Here is a 21253-nt window from a genome sequence, read left to right on the forward strand (position 1 = left end):
GGAAACAGAAAGTAAATCGGGTCAGTTGGGTATTACCGGGAAATTAATATTGATTTCTATTTTTTTATTGAGAGATTTAAGAGCGTTATTTTATTTCTAACCATTTCAATACAGCTAATCTTATGTCAACTATTCATGTTACGTTGGTGATCGACACTGACGCTCTGCCGTCAGATCCATCTCAATCACCAGCGGCTGCCTGCCTGCTTTACGACTCATGCCTTGATGCCGACACCGGGTCGAGTACCGATTTTACCGTGCATGCAAATCCAGGCGACACCGTCATATTTCATATTTCTTCGAAAAACAACACTTCAGCAGTAGCGATCAGCTCATTTGCCTACCTGGGGGGCGCTGTTGGTGTATTCGAGTCGCTTCCTTCAAGCCCAAATTGGGCAGGTACAGTTGGAGATAAGCCAGGAAAATCAGAAAGCTACACCATCGGCTTTAAGGCGAATGGAAATACCTATACCCTGGATCCGGATATTAAGGTGAATTCCTGAAAAATGTGGAAACAGTTTGCAATTTGGAGGGCCTGCTTGTGTGCTGCGGGCCTCCACCTCTTTTTTTATGCTGACACTTCTGCCCAGGATCAACACGAAGCCGATAGTCTTATACAGGTGTTGGAAACCACAACTGTGCCCGACTCGGCCAAATTTGAAATTTTGCGACGCATTGCCTTCCAATCGACCAGGCCAGGCGAGATGCTTGAGTATGCGGAGCAGCTGATTGAGCTTGCCACAAAGCACTCCAGCTACGTTTGGTTGCATAGAGGGCATTTACAAAAGGGTAATGCGCTGAAGTTTCAGGGCGACTTTGATCTGGCTATTGCCGAGTATTTCAAAAGTGTCGAAATGGCCCAGAAGGGTAATTATCAGACTGGAATAGGAGGGGCTTTTTTGTCTATTGCGGGTGTTTATGGTGATATGGGCGACCATGTAAAAGGGATCAAATACAAAAGGAAAGCTGTTGGCATACTTAGAGATTCCGGCGACTCGCTTACCCTGGCGGCTGCCTTGCTCAATACCGGCTATGAATACTACCGGGTAGCCAACTACGACAGTGCGCTGTTCTTCTTCGACGAGTCTGGTCAGATTTATGAACGAAAGAATTTTCTGGTAGGGAAGGCTTACAATCTGGGCAATTCCGGGCTCGTTTATGCAAGGACAGGTGCTGCTGAAAAGGCTGAGCAATACCTGGCTGAAGCCATTCAAATACTGATAGAGCTGAGTGATTCGTATGCCATTACGGAGTTTCAGACTGAAATGGCTGACATTTATCTTCAAAAGAAGGACTTCAAAAGTGCAGAGAAATTGTTGCAAGAAGCCCTGCAGTATGCTGAAGCTGACGGTCTTCAGGAAAGAGTTCGTGATGCCAGCCTCAGGCTTTCGGAGCTCTACCGTGAGATGAGTGACCACGAAAAGGCCTATACTTATTTGCATCAATACATCACCTACCGGGATAGTATAAAAAACGAAGATGTGATTCAGGAAATGGCCGATCTTCGGACCGAGTTCGAGGTAGGGCAGAAGCAAATTGAGGTGGACCTATTGCAAGCTCAGGCCCGAAACCAACGGATCATTCTGATAGCTATTGCCATCGTGCTGGTGCTGGTTGTTATTTTGGTGTACGTACTGTTCAGGTTGTACAGGCTTCGGAACCGGGCCATTAAAATATCAAGGGAAAGAAGGAGAATTATTGCCTCTCAGCGGGACCGCCTTGAAGAGTTGAATAATACGAAAGACAAATTCTTCTCGATTATTTCGCACGACATCCGGGGGCCCGTTGGTAATTTTCATGGCTTTGTACGACTCATTGAGCTCAGCCTCGAAAGTGGCGACACCAGCGACCTTGTTGAGATCAGCCAAATGCTTGATAAGTCTGCCATTGAGTTATCCGCCCTGCTCGATAACCTGCTGCACTGGGCCATGAGCCAGCAGGGGAAATTCCCCAATAAACCGGAAGAGCTTGATCTTACCCGACTATGTCAGGAGAATTTGAGCATGATCGAAAACATGGCTGTCTCCAAGCAAATCACCCTCACCAGCGATTTACCTGGCACCGTCAATGTGTTTGCCGACAAAAACAGCGTGTCCACCATCATCCGAAACCTGCTCAACAATGCACTGAAATTTACCAAAAAAGGAGGCACGGTGGGGCTATCACTGGGCTTAGAAGGAAAGGAGAGTGTTATTGCTGTTTCGGACTCCGGCATTGGCATCCCGGCTGAGAAAATGGAGACGCTTTTTGGCTTTGACGCAGGCCGCAGCCATTGGGGAACTGGCGGCGAAAAAGGAGTGGGCCTTGGCCTCAACCTTGTCAAGGAGTTTGTGGACATGAACAAAGGCCGCATTGAAGTGGAAAGCGAGGAGGGAGTGGGGACTACGTTTAGGGTGTATTTGCCGAAGGCTGGGGCATCCGAATAGGTGCAGGCAAGTGTGATTGGCGTACCCTACCGCAAGTTTAGCGAGAGCGTAACCCTCCCATCCCGCAAGGGTCTTCCCCGGCCGGGCAGGCTTGTGGGTTCTTAATTTCGGCGTCTCTCCGCTATCATAATTTTCAAAATGTAACCTTTTCAGGTTTAAAAGACATATGAATTACACATTTTACAGACAGGCTTGCGGAAGAGAGAGTTAAAACGAAAATAACAGTATCATAAGAATTACCATAACAATAAACATAATGAAGAACTTAAAGCACCCACTTAAAAAGCCTGACTTGCCATCTTCGGTTTGTGATATTTTGTGATTTAGACTTTTTTCTATTTTAAAATGTCGACCAATACAATTGCCTACTACGATGAGTTCACCTTCATCGACAAACTGGATAATTACAACATCAGAACGGTTAAAATGGTCGCAGTTTGGTTCGAAATGGAATTCTTGCATTTTGCTCAGGCCAGGAAGTATCTCTCCCATTGAATGAAATTCAGATTTATTTTCAAAAAGACCTACCGCTTTTCCATCGAATTGGTTTCTGTTTTTTGTAACAAAGTAGGCCTTTTTAATCAAGGGTTGTTTTATAGCTTTGGTGATGTTCTTGATTTTGATTTGCAGAGCGAAATGTGATTTCTCAGGACGTACCGATTCTACCGTGAAAGTCAGCGGACCATTGCTATTATTGATGATTTCTTCAAATTCTTTTCCTAAAGAACCTTCCATTACCGACGTGCTGGTGTGTGAGTATTAAATATAACGTATTTTGGTAAGATCAAAATCAGTTGGCTTCTACAAGCCAAAAATCGACTAGAATTAATCTTTTTCTTCTCGCCTTCATACGCCTATATTTACCCCAATGACTCCTAAACCGGAAGCCACCAAGTCCTTCATCATCTACCGCTCCTCTGCTGGCTCAGGAAAGACCTACACGCTGGCTAGGGAGTACATTCTTTTGGCACTCCAGTACCCAACTTATTTTCGACATATTCTTGCCGTAACCTTCACCAACAAAGCAACCGCCGAAATGAAAAGGCGTGTGGTGGAAAAATTGCATGAACTTGAGGAAGGTGGAGGCCAGGGGCTACGTGTAGAAATTCGGAATATTCTGGGAATTTCTGATAAACTACTTTCAACAAAGGCCGACGACAGCCTCACAGCCATTCTGCACGACTACAGCCATTTCAATGTCAGCACCATCGACAAGTTCTTCCAGCGGGTGCTGCGGGCCTTTGCTAGGGAGGTGGGTATCCAGGGCGGCGTGACGCTGGAGCTGGACCAGGAAAAGGTGCTGGACGAAATCATCGACCGGATGCTGCTGGAGGTGGGCGACAACCCCCAGCTCACCCGCTGGCTCACGCAGTTTGCCGAGGACAAACTGCAGCAGGGCAAGTCGTGGGACATTCGCAAAGACATCCGCAGCCTGGGTAGGGAGCTCTTTAAGGAACGCTTTAAAGTAGTGGCTCCCATGCTGGCCGAAGTCGCCAAAGACGACAACCGGGTACAGCTCTTCATGAAAGGCATGCAGGAGCTGCAGGCCGTTTTTGAAAACACGGTGAAAGGCTTTATTGTCAAATTTGACAAGGTGCTGGAACAGCACAGGCTTACCGTCGCAGATTTCAGCCGTGGAGGTAGTGGCCCGGCTGGCCTGTTTGCCAAGTTTGCTAAAAACGAATACGAAATCTCCGATACCCGCCGGGGCGCCACCGACAACCTTGATGCATGGATCACCAAAACCAGCAAAATCAGGCCCCAGCTGGAGCAGGCGCTGGAAGGAGGTATTCTGGCCGCTTACAATGGCATGATCGACTACAACGACCGTAATATCCTGGCCTACAACAGCGCCATCCAGGTCATGCGCTACCTGTACACGCTGGGCATCATTTCCGACCTCAGCCGCAACCTGGGGGACTACCGGGATGAGGAGGAGGTGATGCTTATCTCCGATGCGCCCGACTTTCTCAACCGCATCATTGGCGATAACGAAACGCCCTATATCTACGAAAAGGCGGGTACCTTTTACCGTCACTACCTCATCGACGAGTTTCAGGACACCTCCGGCTTCCAGTGGCGCAACTTCCGCCCTTTGGTGGAAAACAGCCTGGCGCAAGGCTACAAAAACCTGGTGGTAGGTGACGTAAAGCAGTCTATTTACCGCTGGCGGGGTGGCGACTCCCAGCTACTGCTTGATCAGGTGGCCACCGACATTGGCGAGGTGTATACCCAGGCCGAGCAGCTGCAAAACAACTGGCGGAGTAAAACCAATATCATCAACTTCAATAACGAACTCTTTGACCTGGCTCCGAACTTCCTTGCCGATCTGCTGTTGGAGGGCGCTTCTTCTATTCCTGAGCCAGCCATGCAGGCAAGGGTAGAGAAAGAGCTGGAACGATTCCGCTTGTCGTACCATGAAGCAGCACAAGGGCAGGGAAAGGAAAGCAATATTGGTGGACTAGTTAAGCTACAATGGTTTGAAAGTGAAGTTCTTGAAGAAGAGGACGACTCAGAGGCGGCAGGTAGCTGGGATGACAAAGCCATACAGGAGGCCATCACCACCATAGAACATCTCCAGCAGAAGAACTATGCACTGCGAGACATCTGCATCTTGGTGAGGCGGGCAGAGGAAGGTCGCAAGATGGCCAAAGCCCTGCTGGAGAAAAAGGAAACAGCAACAGGCAAGAAGCGCTATGACGTCATTTCACCAGAGTCGCTTTACCTGGGTGCGTCGCCGGTCGTGCGGTTGCTCTTGTCTGCCCTCAGCCATTTGTACAACCCAAAGAACAACCTGGCCCTGGCACAGCTAGTGTACGAATACCATCATTTTCTTACCAAAAAGTCTGTGCCCGGACTGTCGGAACTATTTATTTGGGCAGGCAACCAAGAAAAGCAGGCAGATTTTGAGCAGTTGCTGCCAGCGGATTTTATTGAAGAACTGCCTGCCTTGCTGAAGGTGCCGTTGCTAGAGCTGACCGAGCGCTTGATTGGTTTATTCGGCCTGACGGAATACCCAAGAGAGTTTCCCTATCTCCAGGGCTTTCAGGATGCCCTGCTGGAGTACAGTAAAAACAACCGGGGTGATGTGGGTTCCTTCCTGCAGTGGTGGACTGATACTGGTGCCCGTCGCAGCGTGCAGGTGCCGGAAGAGCAGGACGCCATACGTATCATGACCATCCATAAAGCCAAAGGCCTGGAGTTCAAGGCTGTGCTGGTGCCATTCTGTAGCTGGGACTTTGACCACAAGCTCGAAGAGGTGCTGTGGTGTGAAGCTCCGGCTATTTCGCCCTTCGACAGACTGCCGTACTACCCTGTGCGGTACTCCAGTAAACTGACCGCCACTTACTTTGCCGAGGCTTACTATCAGGAGAAAATGCAGATCTACCTCGACAATATTAACCTGCTCTACGTGGCCCTCACCCGGCCAGAGGAAGCGCTTTACATTTATGCGCCTTTGCCCAAGTTCAATAAGTCAGGAGGCTTCAGCATCAATAAAGTATCGGATTTACTCTACAAGCTCTTCCTTGATGAGAGCACCGAGGACTTCGCTATCACACCTGCGCCGGAAATAGATGTAGCCAGCTACTCAGTACAAATTGGGGGCCTGCCGTTGTACGACGACGAGCAGATCGGGGACAGACAGCCCACGGTCGGCCTCAAAAACTACCTTTCCACCAACTGGCGAAACAGGCTCAGCATCCGCTTGCAAGGCGGCACACTTGACGAAGGTGTCAGGGAGAAAAGCCTCGTTTCCACCCAACGAGGGACGGTCTATCACCGGCTGCTTTCTCATATCAGACATCAGGACGATCTCCAAAAAGTATTGACCGACCTCTTGCCATTGGAGCCAATGGACAAGGAAGAACAGCATTCCATTCAGCAGCAGCTTGAAAGATTGTTCAACCTGCCTGAAATGAAAGGTTGGTACGGTGGAGATTGGGAAGTGCGAACTGAAAGTCCTGTACTGCCTATGAGCGGCAACATCAGGCGCTTCGACAGGGTGTTGCTGAAAGCGGACGAGGCGGTGCTGATAGAATTCAAGACCGGGATGCCTTCCAATAACCATGTCCGGCAGGCAACGGAATATGTGAGTTTGCTCTCTGGTATGGGCTATGCCAAGGTGACTGGCTTCCTGGTGTATATCGACGAACTAAAAATCAATCAGGTAGCATGAGCCAGCAGCGAACATTTCTGGAAGAGATTGCCGATGCACTCATCGCCGAAGGGGGCGAAGACCTGGGCAAGGTAAAGCTGATTTTCCCCAACCGCCGGGCGGGCCTGTTCCTGCGCCGGGCATTGGCACGAAAGATCAAGAACCCAGTGTGGGCGCCGGAAATATACAGCCTTGAGGACTTCTTGTTTCAATATACAGACGTCCAAATTGCCGATAAGCTTACACTGGTGTACGAGATGTACAGCGCTTACCGAAAGGTCAACCCTGAGGCGGAATCGCTGGAAAAGTTCTTTTTCTGGGGCGAAGTGCTGGTGGGCGACTTTGAGGATATTGACCAATACCTTGTGGAGCCGGATCACCTCTTTCAAAGCATACAGACCCAGAAGGAACTCGATGACGCTTTTGCTTACCTGGGCGACGAAGAGCGGCTGGTGATTCAGTCGTTCTGGAAAAGCTTTATGCCTCAGGCCAAAGGAGACCAGCTTCACTTTTTGAAGACATGGAGGCTGCTGGTGCCTATCTATCAGGATTACCGCATGCGACTTACCGACAGGAAGCTTGCCTACAAGGGTATGGTGTATCGCAGCATTGCCGAGGCCTGCAATGCTGATACTTTCGATCCCGTCCAGGGCGATTCACAGTTTTGGTTCGCTGGCTTCAATGCGCTGACTTCTGCCGAGGAGGCTGTGCTGAAGTACTTTGTGAGAGAAACCAACGCCCGCATTTTCTGGGACATGGACGACTATTACGTTCGGTCGGGGCAGCAGGAGTCGGGTCAGTTTTTCAGGCAGTACAAAGAAGATACGTTGCTGGGCAAAACCTTCCCGGCAGAAATCCCCGCCAACTTCGAAAAGCCGAAGGACATCGATGCTGTTGGCGTGTCGCTGGAGATAGGGCAAGCCAAATACGTGGGCGAACGATTAGAAGAGCTGGCAAAAGATCCGTCCTGGGTACCTGAAGAAACGGTCGTTGTCATGCCTATGGAGCATTTCCTGTTTCCGGTGCTCAATTCTCTGCCGGAAGGCGTGAAGCAAGTGAACATCACCATGGGCTATCCGTTGAAGGATACACCACTTTTTGGGTTGCTGGATGCGGTGCTCGACCTACGCAAGAACACGAGGACAAAGAGAGATGGCGACAAAGCCTTCGAAGCCTATTCCTACAGGGATGTCCTGGCGATTTTGAGACACCCTTATGTTTTCTCCACGGTTACGAAAGAAGCAAGCAGCCTTATTTATACCATCGAAAAAGACAATATCATCTCACTGGATAAGGCCGATTTTGCTAATGCCGGAAGTTTTATCAAGACGTTGTTCTATTCGGAAGCGTCGCCGCTTGACCATTTGCTTGCACTGCTGAATCTCTTATACGATTCGCTTCAGGAGAACCAGCCGGAACAGGCTGACCTCGAGGTAGAATATATCATCAAGTTTCATGAACAGCTAATGCGGTTGAAAACGCTGCTTGTCGGTAACGAGGCTCCTGACGTGACCCTTTTTCAAAAGCTGTTCCGAAAGGTGGCGCAGGCGGTGCGGATTCCGTTCAGCGGCGAACCACTCAAAGGCCTGCAGGTAATGGGCGTGCTCGAAACCCGTAACCTCGACTTCAGGCAGGTCTTCGTGCTGGGCATGAACGAGGGCTACTGGCCAGCGGAGGCTGCTACGCAGTCTTTTGTGCCCTACAATCTCAGGAAGGGCTTTGGTCTACCCACTTTCGATCAGCAGGACGCTTTCTACAGCTACCTGTTTTATCGCCTGCTGCAAAGGGCCGAAAAGGTTACCTTCCTGCACAATACCAGTAACGAAACCAACCTGAAAGGAGAGCAGAGCCGCCTGCTATACCAGCTCAGGTATGAGACAGTGCACGGTGAGCATATCAAATACAAATCGCTGAGCAGTGATGTGGCCATCAGCGTGCCCCAACCGATTCTGATACGAAAGACGAATGAGGTACTGGCAAGGCTTGGTGAGTTTTTGGTCACCGATGATGAGTCGTCGGCTCACCAACGACTGTCACCATCTGCACTCAACACTTACCTTGACTGTCGTTTGCGTTTTTACTTCCGTCACGTGGCCAGGTTGTATGAACCAGAAGAGGTGCAGGCAGAGATAGATCCGGCCGTATTTGGGAACATCCTTCACCATGCGTTAGAGTTTTTGTATGCCGACTTTATAGAAAAGAAAGGGTCTTCAGAAATTGAAAAGAGCGACTTCGATGGTATAAGAAAAGGTGTTCCAGAAGCCTTGCAAAAGGCTTTTGAAATGCACTATAGTCTGGGCACAGGCAAACAGTTCAAAGCAGAAGGGCGAAACCTCATTGCACAATCCATCGCCAGAAAGCTGACAATGGAGATATTGAAGAACGACGAAAGTTATGCGCCGTTTGAAATACTTGGTTTGGAACTGGACGAGCTTCCGCTTGATTTTCAGCTAACGGGCGAGCGAAAAGTAAAACTTAAAGGGATCATCGACAGGGTCGACTGCAAAGAAGGCCTGGTGCGGGTAATGGATTACAAAAGCGGCGCAGACAACAAGGTTTTTTACGGCATTGACACTCTTTTTGACCGGGAGCACCCGAAGCGAAACAAGGCAGCCATGCAGACCTTCTACTACGGCATGCTTTATCTCAATAGAAACGCCGTTGCCGAAGACATCAAGGTGCTGGCCGGTCTGTACAATAGCCGGGAGCTTTTCAACGACAATTTTCAGGTAGAGCTTGAGCTAAAGGCGGAAGGGTCGAGAGGGAGGGGCACCCTGGTGCAGGACATCAGGCCTTTTATGCCCGAATTTGCGGACGGACTGAAAACATTACTTGATGAAATTTTTGACGAGGAAACACCCTTCGACCAGACCGATGATCTGAAGAAGTGCAAAAATTGCCCTTACAATTCCATTTGCCATCGGGACTGAATCAAAAAAAAAGTCCTCCCCAATGGGGAAGACTTTTTATGACAACTAATACTAATCAACCTAACCTTAACTTTTATACTCCATAGCTGGGACGTTCACATGAGTGAACAAATGGATTCATATATGCTGTTTAACAGTTAGTCTCTTTTTGATTGCCTACCTATTTCCAATTTCAGTAACAACCTACATGGCTTTAACGGAGTTAATCCATTTATGTTATACGAAAAGTATAAAAAAAAATTAAATTATTCATATTTAAGAATAAATATTTTCTTTTGTCGGACAAGCGGAGGCTTAGCTGTTACAAAAGGGCGAAAAGCTATTTAGAGGTTTATTGGCGGCTGACGCCAAAAGCCGTGATCAGCCAGCCAGCAATAAAGAATAGGCCTCCAAAGGGAGTAATAATGCCCAGATACGCAAGGCTGGGGGCCAGGCACAACGTATAAAGAGAGCCACTGAAGAGAAGGATGCCAGCAAGAAAACAGGTGGCAGACCAACTGAGGTACTTGTTGTTGAAGCGCAACTGGAGCAAGCCAACCACCAGCAGGGCGAAAGTGTGATAAAAATGATACCGCACGGCAGTTTCAAAGGTGTCGAACCGGCCAATTTCCAACAAATGAGCTTTGAGCGAATGAGCGCCGAAGGCTCCGATGCCTACAGCAAGTGCGCCGAAGACCGAAGCTACGATAAGGGTTCTTTTGGCATCCTTGTTCACTGAATCTGACATGATTGATCTGCTGCTGGGTGGTGTTGTGACAAACTACGATTTATGCTGAATAATTCCTTTGACCAAAAATAGCACTTCCCACACGCACCATCGTGCTGCCCTCTTCAATAGCAAGCTGGTAGTCGCCACTCATGCCCATAGATAATTCAGCCATGGTGACTCTGGGGTGGTTGGTTGTAGATTTCAATTCTTCGAAAAGCGCCTTCAAATGACGAAACTCTTTTTTAACCTGCTCCTCACTTTCCGTGTTGGTAGCCATGCCCATCAGGCCCACAATACGAACGTTAGGCAGGCCGTCCAATACCTCTGGGCTTACCAGCAGCTTCACTTCTTCATCCGACAGCCCAAACTTAGTTTCTTCCTCCGCAATGTGCACCTGTAACAAACAGTCGATCACCCGATTGGCTTTTTTTGCTTCCTTGTCAATGGTTCTTAGTAGTTTTTCGCTGTCTACACTATGGATCAGGTGAACAAAAGAGGCTATGTATTTCACCTTATTGGTTTGCAAGTGCCCAATCAAATGCCAGTGTATGTCTTTTGGCATCTCTTCATGCTTTTCCACCATCTCCTGCACCTTATTTTCACCAAATTCCCTTTGGCCTGCTTCGTATGCCTTCATAATGAGGCTTACGGGCTTTGTTTTGCTTACCGCAATCAACTTAGCTTTATTTTGATCGATGGTGCTTAAAAAAGTTTGAAGATTTCTGCCAATATCAATATCCATTTTCTAGCGATTTTCGTAATCCAAAATTAATCAAGGGAGTTACTGATTCCATGTTTTGTTGTGTAACTTTCTAATTAAATTCAATTGCTGCCGGTTTATGGAGATAATAGGAAAGCTATTAAAGAAGGGAATTAGACTGAGGGAAAGTTTGGAGCAGGATTACTCGTTTCCGGCCGACCTTCAGAAGATGGAGCTCAGGAAATTATTGATACAGGCCCGAGGCACGGAATTTGGCCAGGCCTATCATTTCAATGAGCTTTTGACCAGCTTCAAGCACAAACACAGCAATCACTTTTACGACGAGTTTAAAAGAAACATTCCTGTTCATAATTATAGCAGCATGTATGCCAACTGGTGGCACAAGCTGATGCAGGGAAAGCCGGATGTGTGCTGGCCGGGAAAGGTAAAGTACTTTGCGCTTAGCTCAGGTACTTCAGAGTCGGCGTCAAAGCACATTCCTGTCACTAAGGACATGATCAAGTCCATCCAGAGAACCAGCATCAGACAAATCCTTACCCTCTCCAAATACAACGTATCCGACGAGGTGTTTTCTGCCGGCATATTGATGCTGGGTGGTAGCACACAACTTCAGCGAAATGGATCTTATTTCGAGGGCGACTTGAGCGGTATCACTGCCGGGCAGATTCCTTTCTGGTTTCAGCATTTTTATAAGCCAGGCAAGCGAATTGCTAAAACCAGGGATTGGAACGAAAAAATCGAAGAGATTACTTTAAAGGCGAAGGATTGGGACATAGGCATCATTTCAGGAGTGCCGGCGTGGCTTCAAATCCTTATGGAAAGGATCATTGACCATTACAAAGTCAAAACCATCCACGATATCTGGCCGAACCTGACCATTTTCGTTCATGGTGGCGTTTCGATGGATCCTTACCGAAAGAGCTTTGAAAAATTGCTGGCCAAGCCCCTCATTTACATGGAAACCTACCTGGCTTCCGAAGGTTTCTTTGGCTTCCAGTATATCCCATTCTCAAAATCGATGCGATTGGTGCTGAACAATGGCATCTTCTATGAATTCATTCCTTTCAACGAAACCAACTTTACAGCCGAGGGAGAAATGGTCGATAACCCGCAAACCTATAAAATCGACGAAGTAGAGGAAGGGAAAGAGTATGCATTGCTCATTTCTACCAATTCGGGCTCCTGGCGATACCTGATTGGCGACACGATCAAGTTTGTGTCAAAAGACGACTGTGAGATCATGATCACTGGCCGAACCAAGCATTTCCTCAGCCTCTGCGGGGAGCATTTGTCGATGGACAATATGAACAAAGCTGTGGAGCTGGTGTCGGATGAGCTGAATATCCGGGTGAAGGAGTTTACTGTCACAGGTGAAAAGTACGGGTCGCTTTTTGCTCATCGGTGGTACATAGGCATTGAAGACGAAACCGACCCAAAGCTGTTCAAAGAAAGGCTGGATGCCAGGTTGAAGGAGATCAACGATGACTACAAAGTGGAGCGCACTGCTGCCCTGAAAGAGATTTTTGTGGAGCTGATTCCATCGCAACTCTTCTACAAATGGATGAAAGCGCAGGGCAAAGAGGGCGGTCAAAACAAATTTCCACGTGTATTGAAAAAGGAAAAGTTGGAAAGCTGGAAGGCCTTTTTGGTGGAGGAGAATGTGGAATTAAAGGGTGGCTGAAAAGGAGCTACGTGATAACCGCATCTTTGGCCAGGGTTTTCTCAGTGCGGCACCTGATTCAGAATAACATTAAAAAGATTGGGCCCGAATTTTACAAAATGTAAACCTCGGGCCCGAAGGAATTGGGATGATTATTCCGCTAAGGTAATCATGGGAACTCTCACCTCAGCTTTGCTCTTCAGTATCCTTCCGCTCATCATCCCACCTTGTATCACACCAGTTCTTCCAGCGGTTCTTGTACTTTTCTCTCTCTTCTTCCGACATATTTTTCCAGCGGTGTTTCCAGTAGTCGCTCCTGTTATGGCTTTGTTTGTGCCCCTTACCGCCATGAAATCCGCCAAAGAGGATTTTCGAAAGGATGGTAATGGCAATCGCCTGCCAGAATGTGATAGTGCTAATGCCAAACAGAGCCGGAAGGGTATAGTTCCAAAGCGTCATGACAACAAAGCCAAACACGAACACGAAAAGCGGCACAAGCACGATGATCAGCCCGATCTTCTTCGCCCAGTGTTTACCACGGTTGAACTTATTTTCAGTATACATAACTATGTTATTTTAATTCATTAATTCATTGTAAAGCGGCAGCAGCTTTTTTCTAAGGTGCTGCACTGCGTATCGTTTCCTTGATATCAAAGTTTTGATGTTCTCTCCTGTTAGGTCTGACATTTCCTGGAAAGTCATATCCTCGATTTCGTTCCAGATAAAGACTTGCTGCTGGTTGACAGGGAGCTCCTCAAGCGCTGCGAAAAGCTCTTTTCTGAAAATTTCCTTCAGGTTTTCAAGCTCAGGCACATCTTCCTCCGATGGCAAAAGGTCTCTCAGCATGTAATCGCCGTCGCCATCATCTTCGAAAGCCTGATCGTCCAGAAGATCAACCTTCTTCTTTCGGTAGTTGTCGGTAATCTTGTTTCTGGCTACCCGGAATAGCCAGGCATTTACCTGCTCTATCGACTCCACATCAACCAGGTTACTGAATTGATACCACACCTCCTGTGTGATATCTTCAGCCTCTTCCAGCGTTCGCACCCTCGATCTGATGAAACCAAACAGACGTTTCCCGTATTGCTTTAATGCTTCAGCAATGTTTTGAGATCTTCTTTCGGTCATTGTGAGTGAAACAGGTTCGTTCATCAAATAAGCAGACGAACGCAGGTTTGATTTTACTTTAAAGGTTCTAAAAAAACTTGAGAAATCTATCGTGCCCGTGCAACCTAACGGGATGGGTGGTCATCTAACAGGCAATAAAAACTCAAAAACGGACTATGAAAAAGACTACGATTTCTTCACTGGTTGTGCTGCTTCTTTCGGCACAATGCGCCTTTTCTCAGGGCTTTGGCATCCCCTCAAAGAACGGCGGCATCGGATTTGGCAACCTCCCAAGTTTCACCGGAATACGTTTCAATTTTAAAGACAGCAACCTGGAGAAGGTGAATGGGATCAATATTACCGCCTGGGCACCCAAAGACGAAGAACTTCATACTGGTGACGTCAATGGCATCTCAGTGGGGATTCCAATGGCGCTTGGCTCTGAAAACAGGAGCGGGATAAGCCTCGGGATATTTGGTGTTGGCGCCAGGAGAAATGTGTCGGGCATTAACATCGGTGGCATTGGCGTGGGTGCGGGCAATAAACTGTCCGGGATAAACATCGGCGGTGTGGGCGTAGGCGCTGGTGGCGATGTTACCGGGTTTAACCTGGGTCTGGTTGGTGTCGGCGCCGGTGGTGATATCAAAGGCATCAATATTGGAGGCGTTGGTATGGGAGCTTCTGGCAACGCTGTCGGCTTTAACTTCGGTGGTATCGGCGTAGGCGCTGGCGAAAGCCTGAAGGGAATTAACCTTGCCCTGGTAGGACTGGGTGCTTCTGAAAATGCCATTGGCCTTAATGTAGCAGGAATTGGTATGGGAGCCGGCCAGAAAATGACAGGAGTCAACTTGGCGCTAGTAGGAATTGGCGCCGGAGAGTCACTTACCGGTATTAACTTTGCTGGTGTAGGCATGGGCTCGAAGAAAATCAGAGGCATCAATGTAGCACTGGCCATCGGCGGTCAGCAGGTGTCAGGCATCACAGTTGCCCCGATTTTTCTGAAAGTTGAGAGCGGAACGGATAGTTCATTGAACGGGATTTCCATCAGTGCCGTTAATGCTGTGCAGGGCACTCAAAATGGCTTGAGTATTGGTATAGTCAACACCACTCATCGCCTTCGTGGCATGCAAATAGGTCTCATCAATATTGTAAAAGACAATCCGAAAGGGCTAAGAGTGTTACCAATTATTAACGCCCATTTTGGAGGGGGGAAAGGCGATAGAATTGATCAGGACAAATAGCACTCATGCCGAAGCTGGAGGCCTTAATCCCTCAGTATATTGCTCATAAAGCTGCTTTTTAGCAGCAACCAAAGCAATAAGAACGCAATGGCCCATTTCAGGTAGACCGTGTAAAAATCGGTCGTGTCCTTGAATTGGGTCGTTTTTATTTCAGCCTTTTCAAACTCATTAATCTCCTGGAATACTCTTTCCAGTGCATCGTTGTCGATCGCTCTGTAGAACTTGCCTTCACCAATTCGGGCAATTTCCCGCAGCGTAGTTTCGTCGAGTGTATTCTCCACAAAGCGGGTTCTTCCAAAGAAGTCGGTACCGAAAGGCACACGACCTTCCTTTCCAATGGCAATGGTGTAAATCTTAATGTCATAGGCCCTGGCAAGCTCTGCGGCAGTGATGGGGTCAATATTGCCAGCGGTATTATCACCGTCGCTCAACAGGATAAGCACCTTCGATTTGGAATCTGACTCACGCATGCGGTTGGTGCCCACTGCCAAAGCACTGCCAATGGCCGTTCCCCGGCTTTCAATTAAGTCAAACGTTACAGTGTTGATGTTTGCGTTAAGCAGGTCGTAATCGGTGGTGAGCGGCGACATAGAAAATGCATCACCGGAAAATACCACAAGACCGATTCTGTCCTGAAACCGGCCTGTAATGAAATCCCGTGCCACCTGCTTGGCCGCTTCCAGCCTGTTGGGCTCAAAATCCTGAATTTGCATAGACTCAGAAATGTCAATCACCAGCATGATATCGATGCCTTCCGTCCACTGCTCCACTTTTTCGTTCGTCTTCTGCGGCCTCGCCAGAGCGATGATGAGCAGCAAAAACGTAAAAAACAGTACCAAACCGGGTAAGAACCTCAGCACACTAAGCGGATCAGACCTTAGGTCGGTTTTGGTAAGGGCAATGTCCAGCTTCTGTTGCCTTTTGAACGTTAACAGCCATTTCAAAAGGAAAAGTAGGGGCACGGCAGGTAGCAGATAAAGCACTACCGGAAAAGCCCAGTCAAAATTTTCAAATGTTGAGGGCGCAAACCATTTTAGAAAGAACCACGGAGTTTCCTCTGCCATTTTTATAGCTGCCTCATCCATGTTTCACCTCCTCTACCTTCTTTTTGTATTTATCCAGACAAATGTCTTCTAATACCTCGAATTGCTTGAACAATTCTTTGTCGTTTATTCGGCCGTAAATGCTTCTGTCGATACTTTTCAATGCTGTCTGAAGTTGTGCATTCTCTTCGCCTTTCAGTATCTCTTTTGTGGTGAGTTTGGTGTAGGGAATCTTTTCAAGCGATTCCAGATACGTCTTCCACAGTATAAGGGTTATTTCGGCATCCCTGATATCGCTTTCGCTGCGAATGGCTCTCAACTGCTCAGTATAGCTATTAGAAAACTTCTCATATTTCTTGCGCATCCGGTACAGGGTGATCTTTTTCCTCACCGTTTTTCCAAAAACAAGGAAAAGAGTGATAGCAATGATGAGAAAGAGAATCCCACCAATAACGAGGTAGGGATAGTTGAAAGCGAAATCCAGCGGACTGTAGCCCACAGTTTCTTTTAATTTGGCATCCTGTGGAATTTCGTCCAGCAAACCATCAATAAACAGTGAATCGATGTTAGACATCACCTTCAAGCTGTCTTTTTCTCTTAAGCGAAACACCGGTAGCTGAAGGCTTTGGTAGGGCTCCAGCTCAAAAGTGGAAAGCTCATAAATGACGCTATCCACCACTGAGCCATCTCTCAGTTTGGAAGGAAAAAACGTTTGTTTGTTGAATTCGAACGGGGTGAAACGATGCGTAGAGTCGGGAAATAGCACTTTGATACTGCCGGGATACTCCGCTACAAGCACATAGCTGGCAGGGCTACCCAGCTTCACGCTGTCTTCCAGAAAATATCCCTTAACATTCACCGACTGGCTATGCAATGCGCCCCAACTGAGCAGCCATGCAGCCATGAAACAAACCGTTGTTTTACCCACTTTTCCTGACTTTATTTCTCACTCTAAACAAACGGATCAATTTTGGCACGTATTCTTCTTCGGTACTTATAGAAAGGTAGTTGGCCTGATTCTTCTTGCACAACTTCTCAAGTTCATACTGATTTCCCTGATAGATGGTTTCCACTTTTTTACGAAAGGCAGGGGCGGAAGTGTTCACCCAAATCGTTTTTTTGCTTTCCTTGTCATACAATGGCACTATACCCAATCTTGGGAAATGTGTTTCTCTCCTGTCGCTCAGGTGGATCACCACAAGGTCGTGTTTTTTTGCTAAAGCCTTAATGCCCTGTTGATAGTCATCGTCCACAAAATCGGAGATCATAATGATCACGCTTTTGCGGTGAATCATGTTCATGGCGCTTCTTATGCCCAGGTTTAGATTGGTACCTGTTGATGATGGCTTCAGATTAAACAGGCTATCTATAATTTGATAGGCATGCCTCAGCCCCTTAGCTGGCTTGATATATTTTTCCTTTTGGTCAGAATAACATAGTACACCAACCTGGCTACCCTCCTTAATGGCTGAAAGAGCCAAAAGCCCACAGAGCTCTTTTCCAATATCTATTTTCTGCTGCCCGTCGGCGCCAATTTCCTGCGAGGCACTTACGTCGAGAATGAAGAAGACCGTCTGCTCCTTTTCCTCCTTGAACGTTTTCACAAAGGTACCGTGCCCTTTGGCGGTCACATTCCAGTCTATGGTTCTGATATCGTCACCGTACTGGTATTGACGCACATCGTCAAACTCCAGACCGGAGCCTTTAAAGATCGAATGAAAATCTCCCTGCATTTGTGAGGTGATTGCCTTCCTGATCTCAATCTCATATCTTCGCAGCTTCTTGAGGAAATCCTTCATCACTCTTGGTTTGGGGTTTAAAGTTAGAATTTATTTAGCTAAATTTTGTCGGTGAAAAATGTTTTTTGGAGCCTTGGTGGCCTTTTCTTGATATCTCTCTTTGGATGTAGCAACAAAGAAGAAATTCCTGCTGGTATCGTTGAGCCTCAGCGAATGATCAGCATTCTTACCGATATACATCAGCTGGAAACGGAGGTAGCCTCGCTAAAGCTAACCTACGACTCCTCTACGGCTCTTTACAAGCAGCAGCAGCAACTTTTGTTTGATAAGCACAACGTGTCAGATTCGGTTTATACACATAGCTTTGAATACTACCTTGAACACGTTGAAATGCTGGATAAAATTTATGCAGCTGTGGTGGATAGTCTTTCGCTAAGGAGAAACATGGGTACTCGAAAGGAACCTGAAGAGTCAGGAGAGTCGCTATGAGGGTTTTTCCTGATACTTTCGAGGCCAAAACGGGCTTCGACAAAATCCGTGAAATGGTGGCCGCCAAATGCCTTAGCGGCCTCGGCACAAGGCATGTGGAGAAGATGAAGCCTTCAGACGACTTGAAGTACCTGAAAAGGCTTCTGATTCAAACTGAGGAGCTTAGACGGTTATTTGCGGCAGGTAACAGACTGCCCGACGCTAACTACATTGATCCGGCGGAACAGCTGGCTAAAATGAAGGTTAGCGGTACTTACCTGGAGGAAGAAGAAGCCTACGACCTCAAACGGTCGCTCAGCACCATTATTCAACTTCAGTCCGTGTTGTCAAAACATGCCGAAGAGTGCCCGACACTGCATGGGTTATCAGACATGGTAGATCTTCCTGCCGACATTATCAAATGGTTTGAGGCTATTATTGATGACACAGGAAAGCTTAGAGCCAACGCCTCCAAAGAACTCATGCAAATAAGGGCTTCTATGGTCAGCGAGCATTCATCGCTGAGGCGGGTGATGGATCACATAAGCAAAGACGCACAAAAACAGGGGTGGTCACCTGACGACGGTTCCATTGCTGTAAGGGGCGGACGTTTGGTTATTCCGGTGCTGGCAGAGCACAAGCGCAAACTGAAAGGATTTATTCATGATGAGTCGGCAACAGGGCAAACTGTATTTATGGAGCCTGCCGAAGCCCTGGAAATCAACAACCGTATCAGGGAGCTGGAGCTGGAGGAAAGAAGGGAAATCATCCGAATTCTTAGAAACTTCACTGATCAATTAAGGCCTCATATTCCTGCGCTGGAAAAAGCTTACCATTTTCTTGGGGCGATAGACTTCATACGAGCGAAGGCTTTGTTAGCTATCGAAATCAATGGCTTGCTGCCTGTCATAGACGAAAAGCCAGTCATTGTTTGGCACAAGGCGGTGCATCCTCTTCTTTATCTTTTGCACAAAAAGGCCCAAAAGCCAATAGTTCCTCTGGATATTGAGCTTGATGCAGAAAAGCGCATCCTGATTATTTCGGGGCCAAATGCCGGCGGTAAGTCGGTGTGTCTGAAAACCGTCGTCTTACTGCAATACATGCTGCAGTGCGGCCTCTTGGTGCCAGTTAGAGACGACTCTGTCATGGGTGTCTTCAACAAGATATTCATCGATATGGGCGATGAACAGTCGCTGGAAAACGACCTAAGTACCTACAGCTCTCACCTTACATCCATGCGGTTCTTTCTGGAAAATGCAGGCGGGAAAACTTTGTTTCTTATTGATGAGTTTGGCGCTGGCACCGAGCCGCAGTTTGGTGGAGCTATTGCGGAGGGTGTACTGGAGCAATTGTACAAGAAGCAATCCTTTGGGGTGATTACCACGCATTATGGCAACCTGAAGAGTATGGCTGAAAAGAATGCCGGCATCATCAACGGAGCCATGAGATACGATGTCAATCAGTTGAAGCCTTTGTATGAGCTGGAAGTAGGGCGACCCGGCAGCTCTTTCGCATTGGAAATGGCTGCAAATATTGGGCTATCAAATGCGGTGATTGAAAGGGCAAAAAGTCTTGTTGGGCATTCGCAGGTTAAATTTGAAACACTCATCAACGAGCTGGAAGCCGCCAAGAACGACTTTCAAACCAGGTATGAAAGTGTTAATCGAAAGAACACTGAGCTTGAAAAAATACTCAAGGACTACCAGGACTTGAAAGCTCATTTGGATGCAGAAAAGAGCAAAATCATTAAGGAGGCCAAGCAGGAAGCAAAGCGCATTGTGCTTGACGCCAATAAAGCGGTAGAAAATACTATCAGGGAGATAAAAGAAAACAAGGCCGAAAAGGAAAAGACAAAAGAAGTGCGCCAAAAGCTCACAGATATACAGGTTTCGCTCACTGAGGAAGTGGAGGAGAAAAAGCCTGTATGGACAACTGTGACCGGCGAGATAAAAGTAGGAGACAAGGTCAGGATGGCCGGGCAGGAGTCGGCTGGTGAAGTGGTTTCCATTCGGGGAAAGAAGGCTGAAGTGCTCATGGGAGAACTAAAATCTCACATTGCGCTCAACCGTCTCGAAAAAGTAAAATCATCCCAGGGGAAAAAGAGCTTGAAGCGGGAGAGCGTAGGTGGCGTCTTTAAGGGGATCGATATGAACCAAAGAAGGGCTGACTTTTCTCCCAATCTTGACCTCAGAGGAAAGAGAGCCGACGAAGCCATTCAATTGGTGGATGATTTTATAGATAGCTCAGTGCTTTTCAGCATGCACGAGGTGAGGATCGTGCATGGCAAAGGCGACGGTATTCTCAGAGAGGTGATCAGGCGCTACCTGAGCGGTAATAAGTTCATTGAGCGGATGGCCGATGAACATGTGGAGAGGGGTGGCAGTGGAGTGACAGTTATCAGCTTCAGACAATAAAAAAAGGCCCGTTCAGGGCCTTTGAATTAGTTGTATCTGAGATCGATATTAGTTAGGGAATTCAAACACCCAGGTACCGGCTACACCTTGCATACGGCCTGCACCAGTATCTTCGATAGTGAATGTCAGACTAAGCTTGGTAGATGTTACCGAAGCAGCCATAGTAACACCATCGCTTCTCACGATTTTGCTAATGTCTTTCTCTCCGGCCGTTGCGCCGTCACCAAATGACCAGGTACCGCTTGCTGGCCAAACTACGTCAACATTGGGTACTTCTGAGGCTGCTGGTCTACCAGTAGCTGTGTAGCTTCCACTACTGCCAGAACCGGTAAATTTCAATCCGAAGTTGTCCCACTCGGTGGCTGCTATACCATCCTGCTTGACCGCTCCGGCCGCTACTGCCCATTCTGTTCCTCCGTTGAGGAGCAATGCGAGACGCTCGGCTACGGGATCCGGCTCTGTTGTTCCCGGGTCGTCCTTGCCTCCGCAACTGATAAAAATAATCAATGCGAAAATTGTTGTTGCTGTGAATAGATTAGATAGTTTGTTCATGTGGATTTAGTTATAACTAAAAATTAACCTTTTTCAAAAATAGCAGAAATTGAAAATTATACCTAATTACGGTTTAAAAAATTAAAA

The 21253-nt window shown here is 47.5% G+C and carries 17 protein-coding genes; 8 read left to right on the forward strand and 9 right to left on the reverse strand.

Annotation, left to right across the window (positions count from 1 at the left end; all coding sequences use genetic code 11):
- The first annotated feature begins 122 nt into the window (after window positions 1-122).
- Both ACMVP2_RS18190 and ACMVP2_RS18195 read left to right on the forward strand, forming a co-directional pair.
- The gene (locus ACMVP2_RS18190) at window positions 123-503 is read left to right on the forward strand and encodes a hypothetical protein (RefSeq protein WP_317490304.1); all 381 of its coding nucleotides are present in this window, start codon (window positions 123-125) and stop codon (window positions 501-503) included.
- A 3-nt stretch (window positions 504-506) separates the two neighbouring features.
- Window positions 507-2426 carry an ATP-binding protein gene (locus ACMVP2_RS18195; RefSeq protein WP_416864519.1) on the forward strand — a complete coding sequence of 640 codons (1920 nt, stop codon included), beginning with the start codon at window positions 507-509 and terminating at the stop codon, window positions 2424-2426.
- Window positions 2427-2633: 207 nt separating this feature from the next.
- On the opposite strand, the gene ACMVP2_RS18200 is transcribed toward ACMVP2_RS18195, so the two are convergent.
- Complete coding sequence (locus tag ACMVP2_RS18200) at window positions 2634-3161, reverse strand: hypothetical protein (protein WP_416864520.1); 528 nt, start codon at window positions 3159-3161, stop codon at window positions 2634-2636.
- Window positions 3162-3294: 133 nt separating this feature from the next.
- On the opposite strand from ACMVP2_RS18200, the gene ACMVP2_RS18205 reads away from it, so the two are divergent.
- The gene (locus tag ACMVP2_RS18205) at window positions 3295-6603 is read left to right on the forward strand and encodes a UvrD-helicase domain-containing protein (RefSeq protein WP_416864521.1); all 3309 of its coding nucleotides are present in this window, start codon (window positions 3295-3297) and stop codon (window positions 6601-6603) included.
- The gene (locus tag ACMVP2_RS18210) at window positions 6600-9512 is read left to right on the forward strand and encodes a PD-(D/E)XK nuclease family protein (protein ID WP_416864522.1); all 2913 of its coding nucleotides are present in this window, start codon (window positions 6600-6602) and stop codon (window positions 9510-9512) included. The genes ACMVP2_RS18205 and ACMVP2_RS18210 overlap by 4 nt, the downstream gene beginning before the upstream one ends.
- Window positions 9513-9843: 331 nt before the next feature.
- On the opposite strand, the gene ACMVP2_RS18215 is transcribed toward ACMVP2_RS18210, so the two are convergent.
- The gene (locus ACMVP2_RS18215; protein ID WP_416864523.1) at window positions 9844-10239 is read right to left on the reverse strand and encodes a DUF423 domain-containing protein; all 396 of its coding nucleotides are present in this window, start codon (window positions 10237-10239) and stop codon (window positions 9844-9846) included.
- Window positions 10240-10279: 40 nt separating this feature from the next.
- Window positions 10280-10963 carry a YggS family pyridoxal phosphate-dependent enzyme gene (locus ACMVP2_RS18220; RefSeq protein WP_416864524.1) on the reverse strand — a complete coding sequence of 228 codons (684 nt, stop codon included), beginning with the start codon at window positions 10961-10963 and terminating at the stop codon, window positions 10280-10282.
- A gap of 97 nt (window positions 10964-11060) precedes the next feature.
- Here ACMVP2_RS18220 and ACMVP2_RS18225 point away from each other — a divergent pair, with 97 nt between their 5' ends.
- Window positions 11061-12623: a GH3 family domain-containing protein gene (locus ACMVP2_RS18225; protein WP_416864525.1), complete on the forward strand. Its 1563-nt coding sequence runs from the start codon at window positions 11061-11063 to the stop codon at window positions 12621-12623.
- A 165-nt stretch (window positions 12624-12788) separates the two neighbouring features.
- Here ACMVP2_RS18225 and ACMVP2_RS18230 read toward each other — a convergent pair whose 3' ends face one another.
- Together ACMVP2_RS18230 and ACMVP2_RS18235 are read right to left on the reverse strand one after the other, a co-directional pair.
- Window positions 12789-13166, reverse strand: coding sequence for a hypothetical protein (locus tag ACMVP2_RS18230; protein ID WP_339793958.1), 378 nt, complete (start codon window positions 13164-13166; stop codon window positions 12789-12791).
- A gap of 12 nt (window positions 13167-13178) precedes the next feature.
- On the reverse strand, window positions 13179-13730 hold the full coding sequence (locus ACMVP2_RS18235; protein ID WP_317490314.1) for a sigma-70 family RNA polymerase sigma factor: 552 nt from the start codon (window positions 13728-13730) through the stop codon (window positions 13179-13181).
- A 155-nt stretch (window positions 13731-13885) separates the two neighbouring features.
- Between ACMVP2_RS18235 and ACMVP2_RS18240 the strand changes: the two genes are divergently transcribed.
- Window positions 13886-14950 (forward strand): LA_2272 family surface repeat-containing protein, encoded by a 1065-nt coding sequence (locus ACMVP2_RS18240; protein ID WP_416864526.1) that lies wholly within the window; start codon window positions 13886-13888, stop codon window positions 14948-14950.
- Window positions 14951-14973: 23 nt separating this feature from the next.
- On the opposite strand, the gene ACMVP2_RS18245 is transcribed toward ACMVP2_RS18240, so the two are convergent.
- The 3 genes from ACMVP2_RS18245 to ACMVP2_RS18255 are packed head-to-tail and all read right to left on the reverse strand — an operon-like array spanning window position 14974 to window position 17792.
- Complete coding sequence (locus ACMVP2_RS18245) at window positions 14974-16035, reverse strand: vWA domain-containing protein (protein ID WP_226940465.1); 1062 nt, start codon at window positions 16033-16035, stop codon at window positions 14974-14976.
- Entirely contained in the window at window positions 16028-16897 is an 870-nt protein-coding gene (locus tag ACMVP2_RS18250) for a hypothetical protein (RefSeq protein WP_416864527.1), read from the reverse strand. Before ACMVP2_RS18250 ends, ACMVP2_RS18245 begins: the two co-directional genes overlap by 8 nt.
- Before the next feature lie 16 nt (window positions 16898-16913).
- The gene (locus ACMVP2_RS18255; protein WP_339793950.1) at window positions 16914-17792 is read right to left on the reverse strand and encodes a DUF58 domain-containing protein; all 879 of its coding nucleotides are present in this window, start codon (window positions 17790-17792) and stop codon (window positions 16914-16916) included.
- A 51-nt stretch (window positions 17793-17843) separates the two neighbouring features.
- Between ACMVP2_RS18255 and ACMVP2_RS18260 the strand changes: the two genes are divergently transcribed.
- A complete protein-coding gene (locus tag ACMVP2_RS18260) occupies window positions 17844-18221 on the forward strand; it encodes a DUF4296 domain-containing protein (protein ID WP_416864528.1) in 378 nt (125 codons plus the stop codon).
- Window positions 18218-20614, forward strand: a complete 2397-nt coding sequence (locus ACMVP2_RS18265) for an endonuclease MutS2 (RefSeq protein WP_416864529.1) — start codon at window positions 18218-18220, stop codon at window positions 20612-20614. The genes ACMVP2_RS18260 and ACMVP2_RS18265 overlap by 4 nt, the downstream gene beginning before the upstream one ends.
- Before the next feature lie 48 nt (window positions 20615-20662).
- On the opposite strand, the gene ACMVP2_RS18270 is transcribed toward ACMVP2_RS18265, so the two are convergent.
- A complete protein-coding gene (locus ACMVP2_RS18270; protein ID WP_416864530.1) occupies window positions 20663-21166 on the reverse strand; it encodes a hypothetical protein in 504 nt (167 codons plus the stop codon).
- Window positions 21167-21253: the final 87 nt, after the last annotated feature.

It is taken from the genome of Imperialibacter sp., assembly GCF_048007035.1.
GTDB lineage: Bacteria > Bacteroidota > Bacteroidia > Cytophagales > Cyclobacteriaceae > Imperialibacter.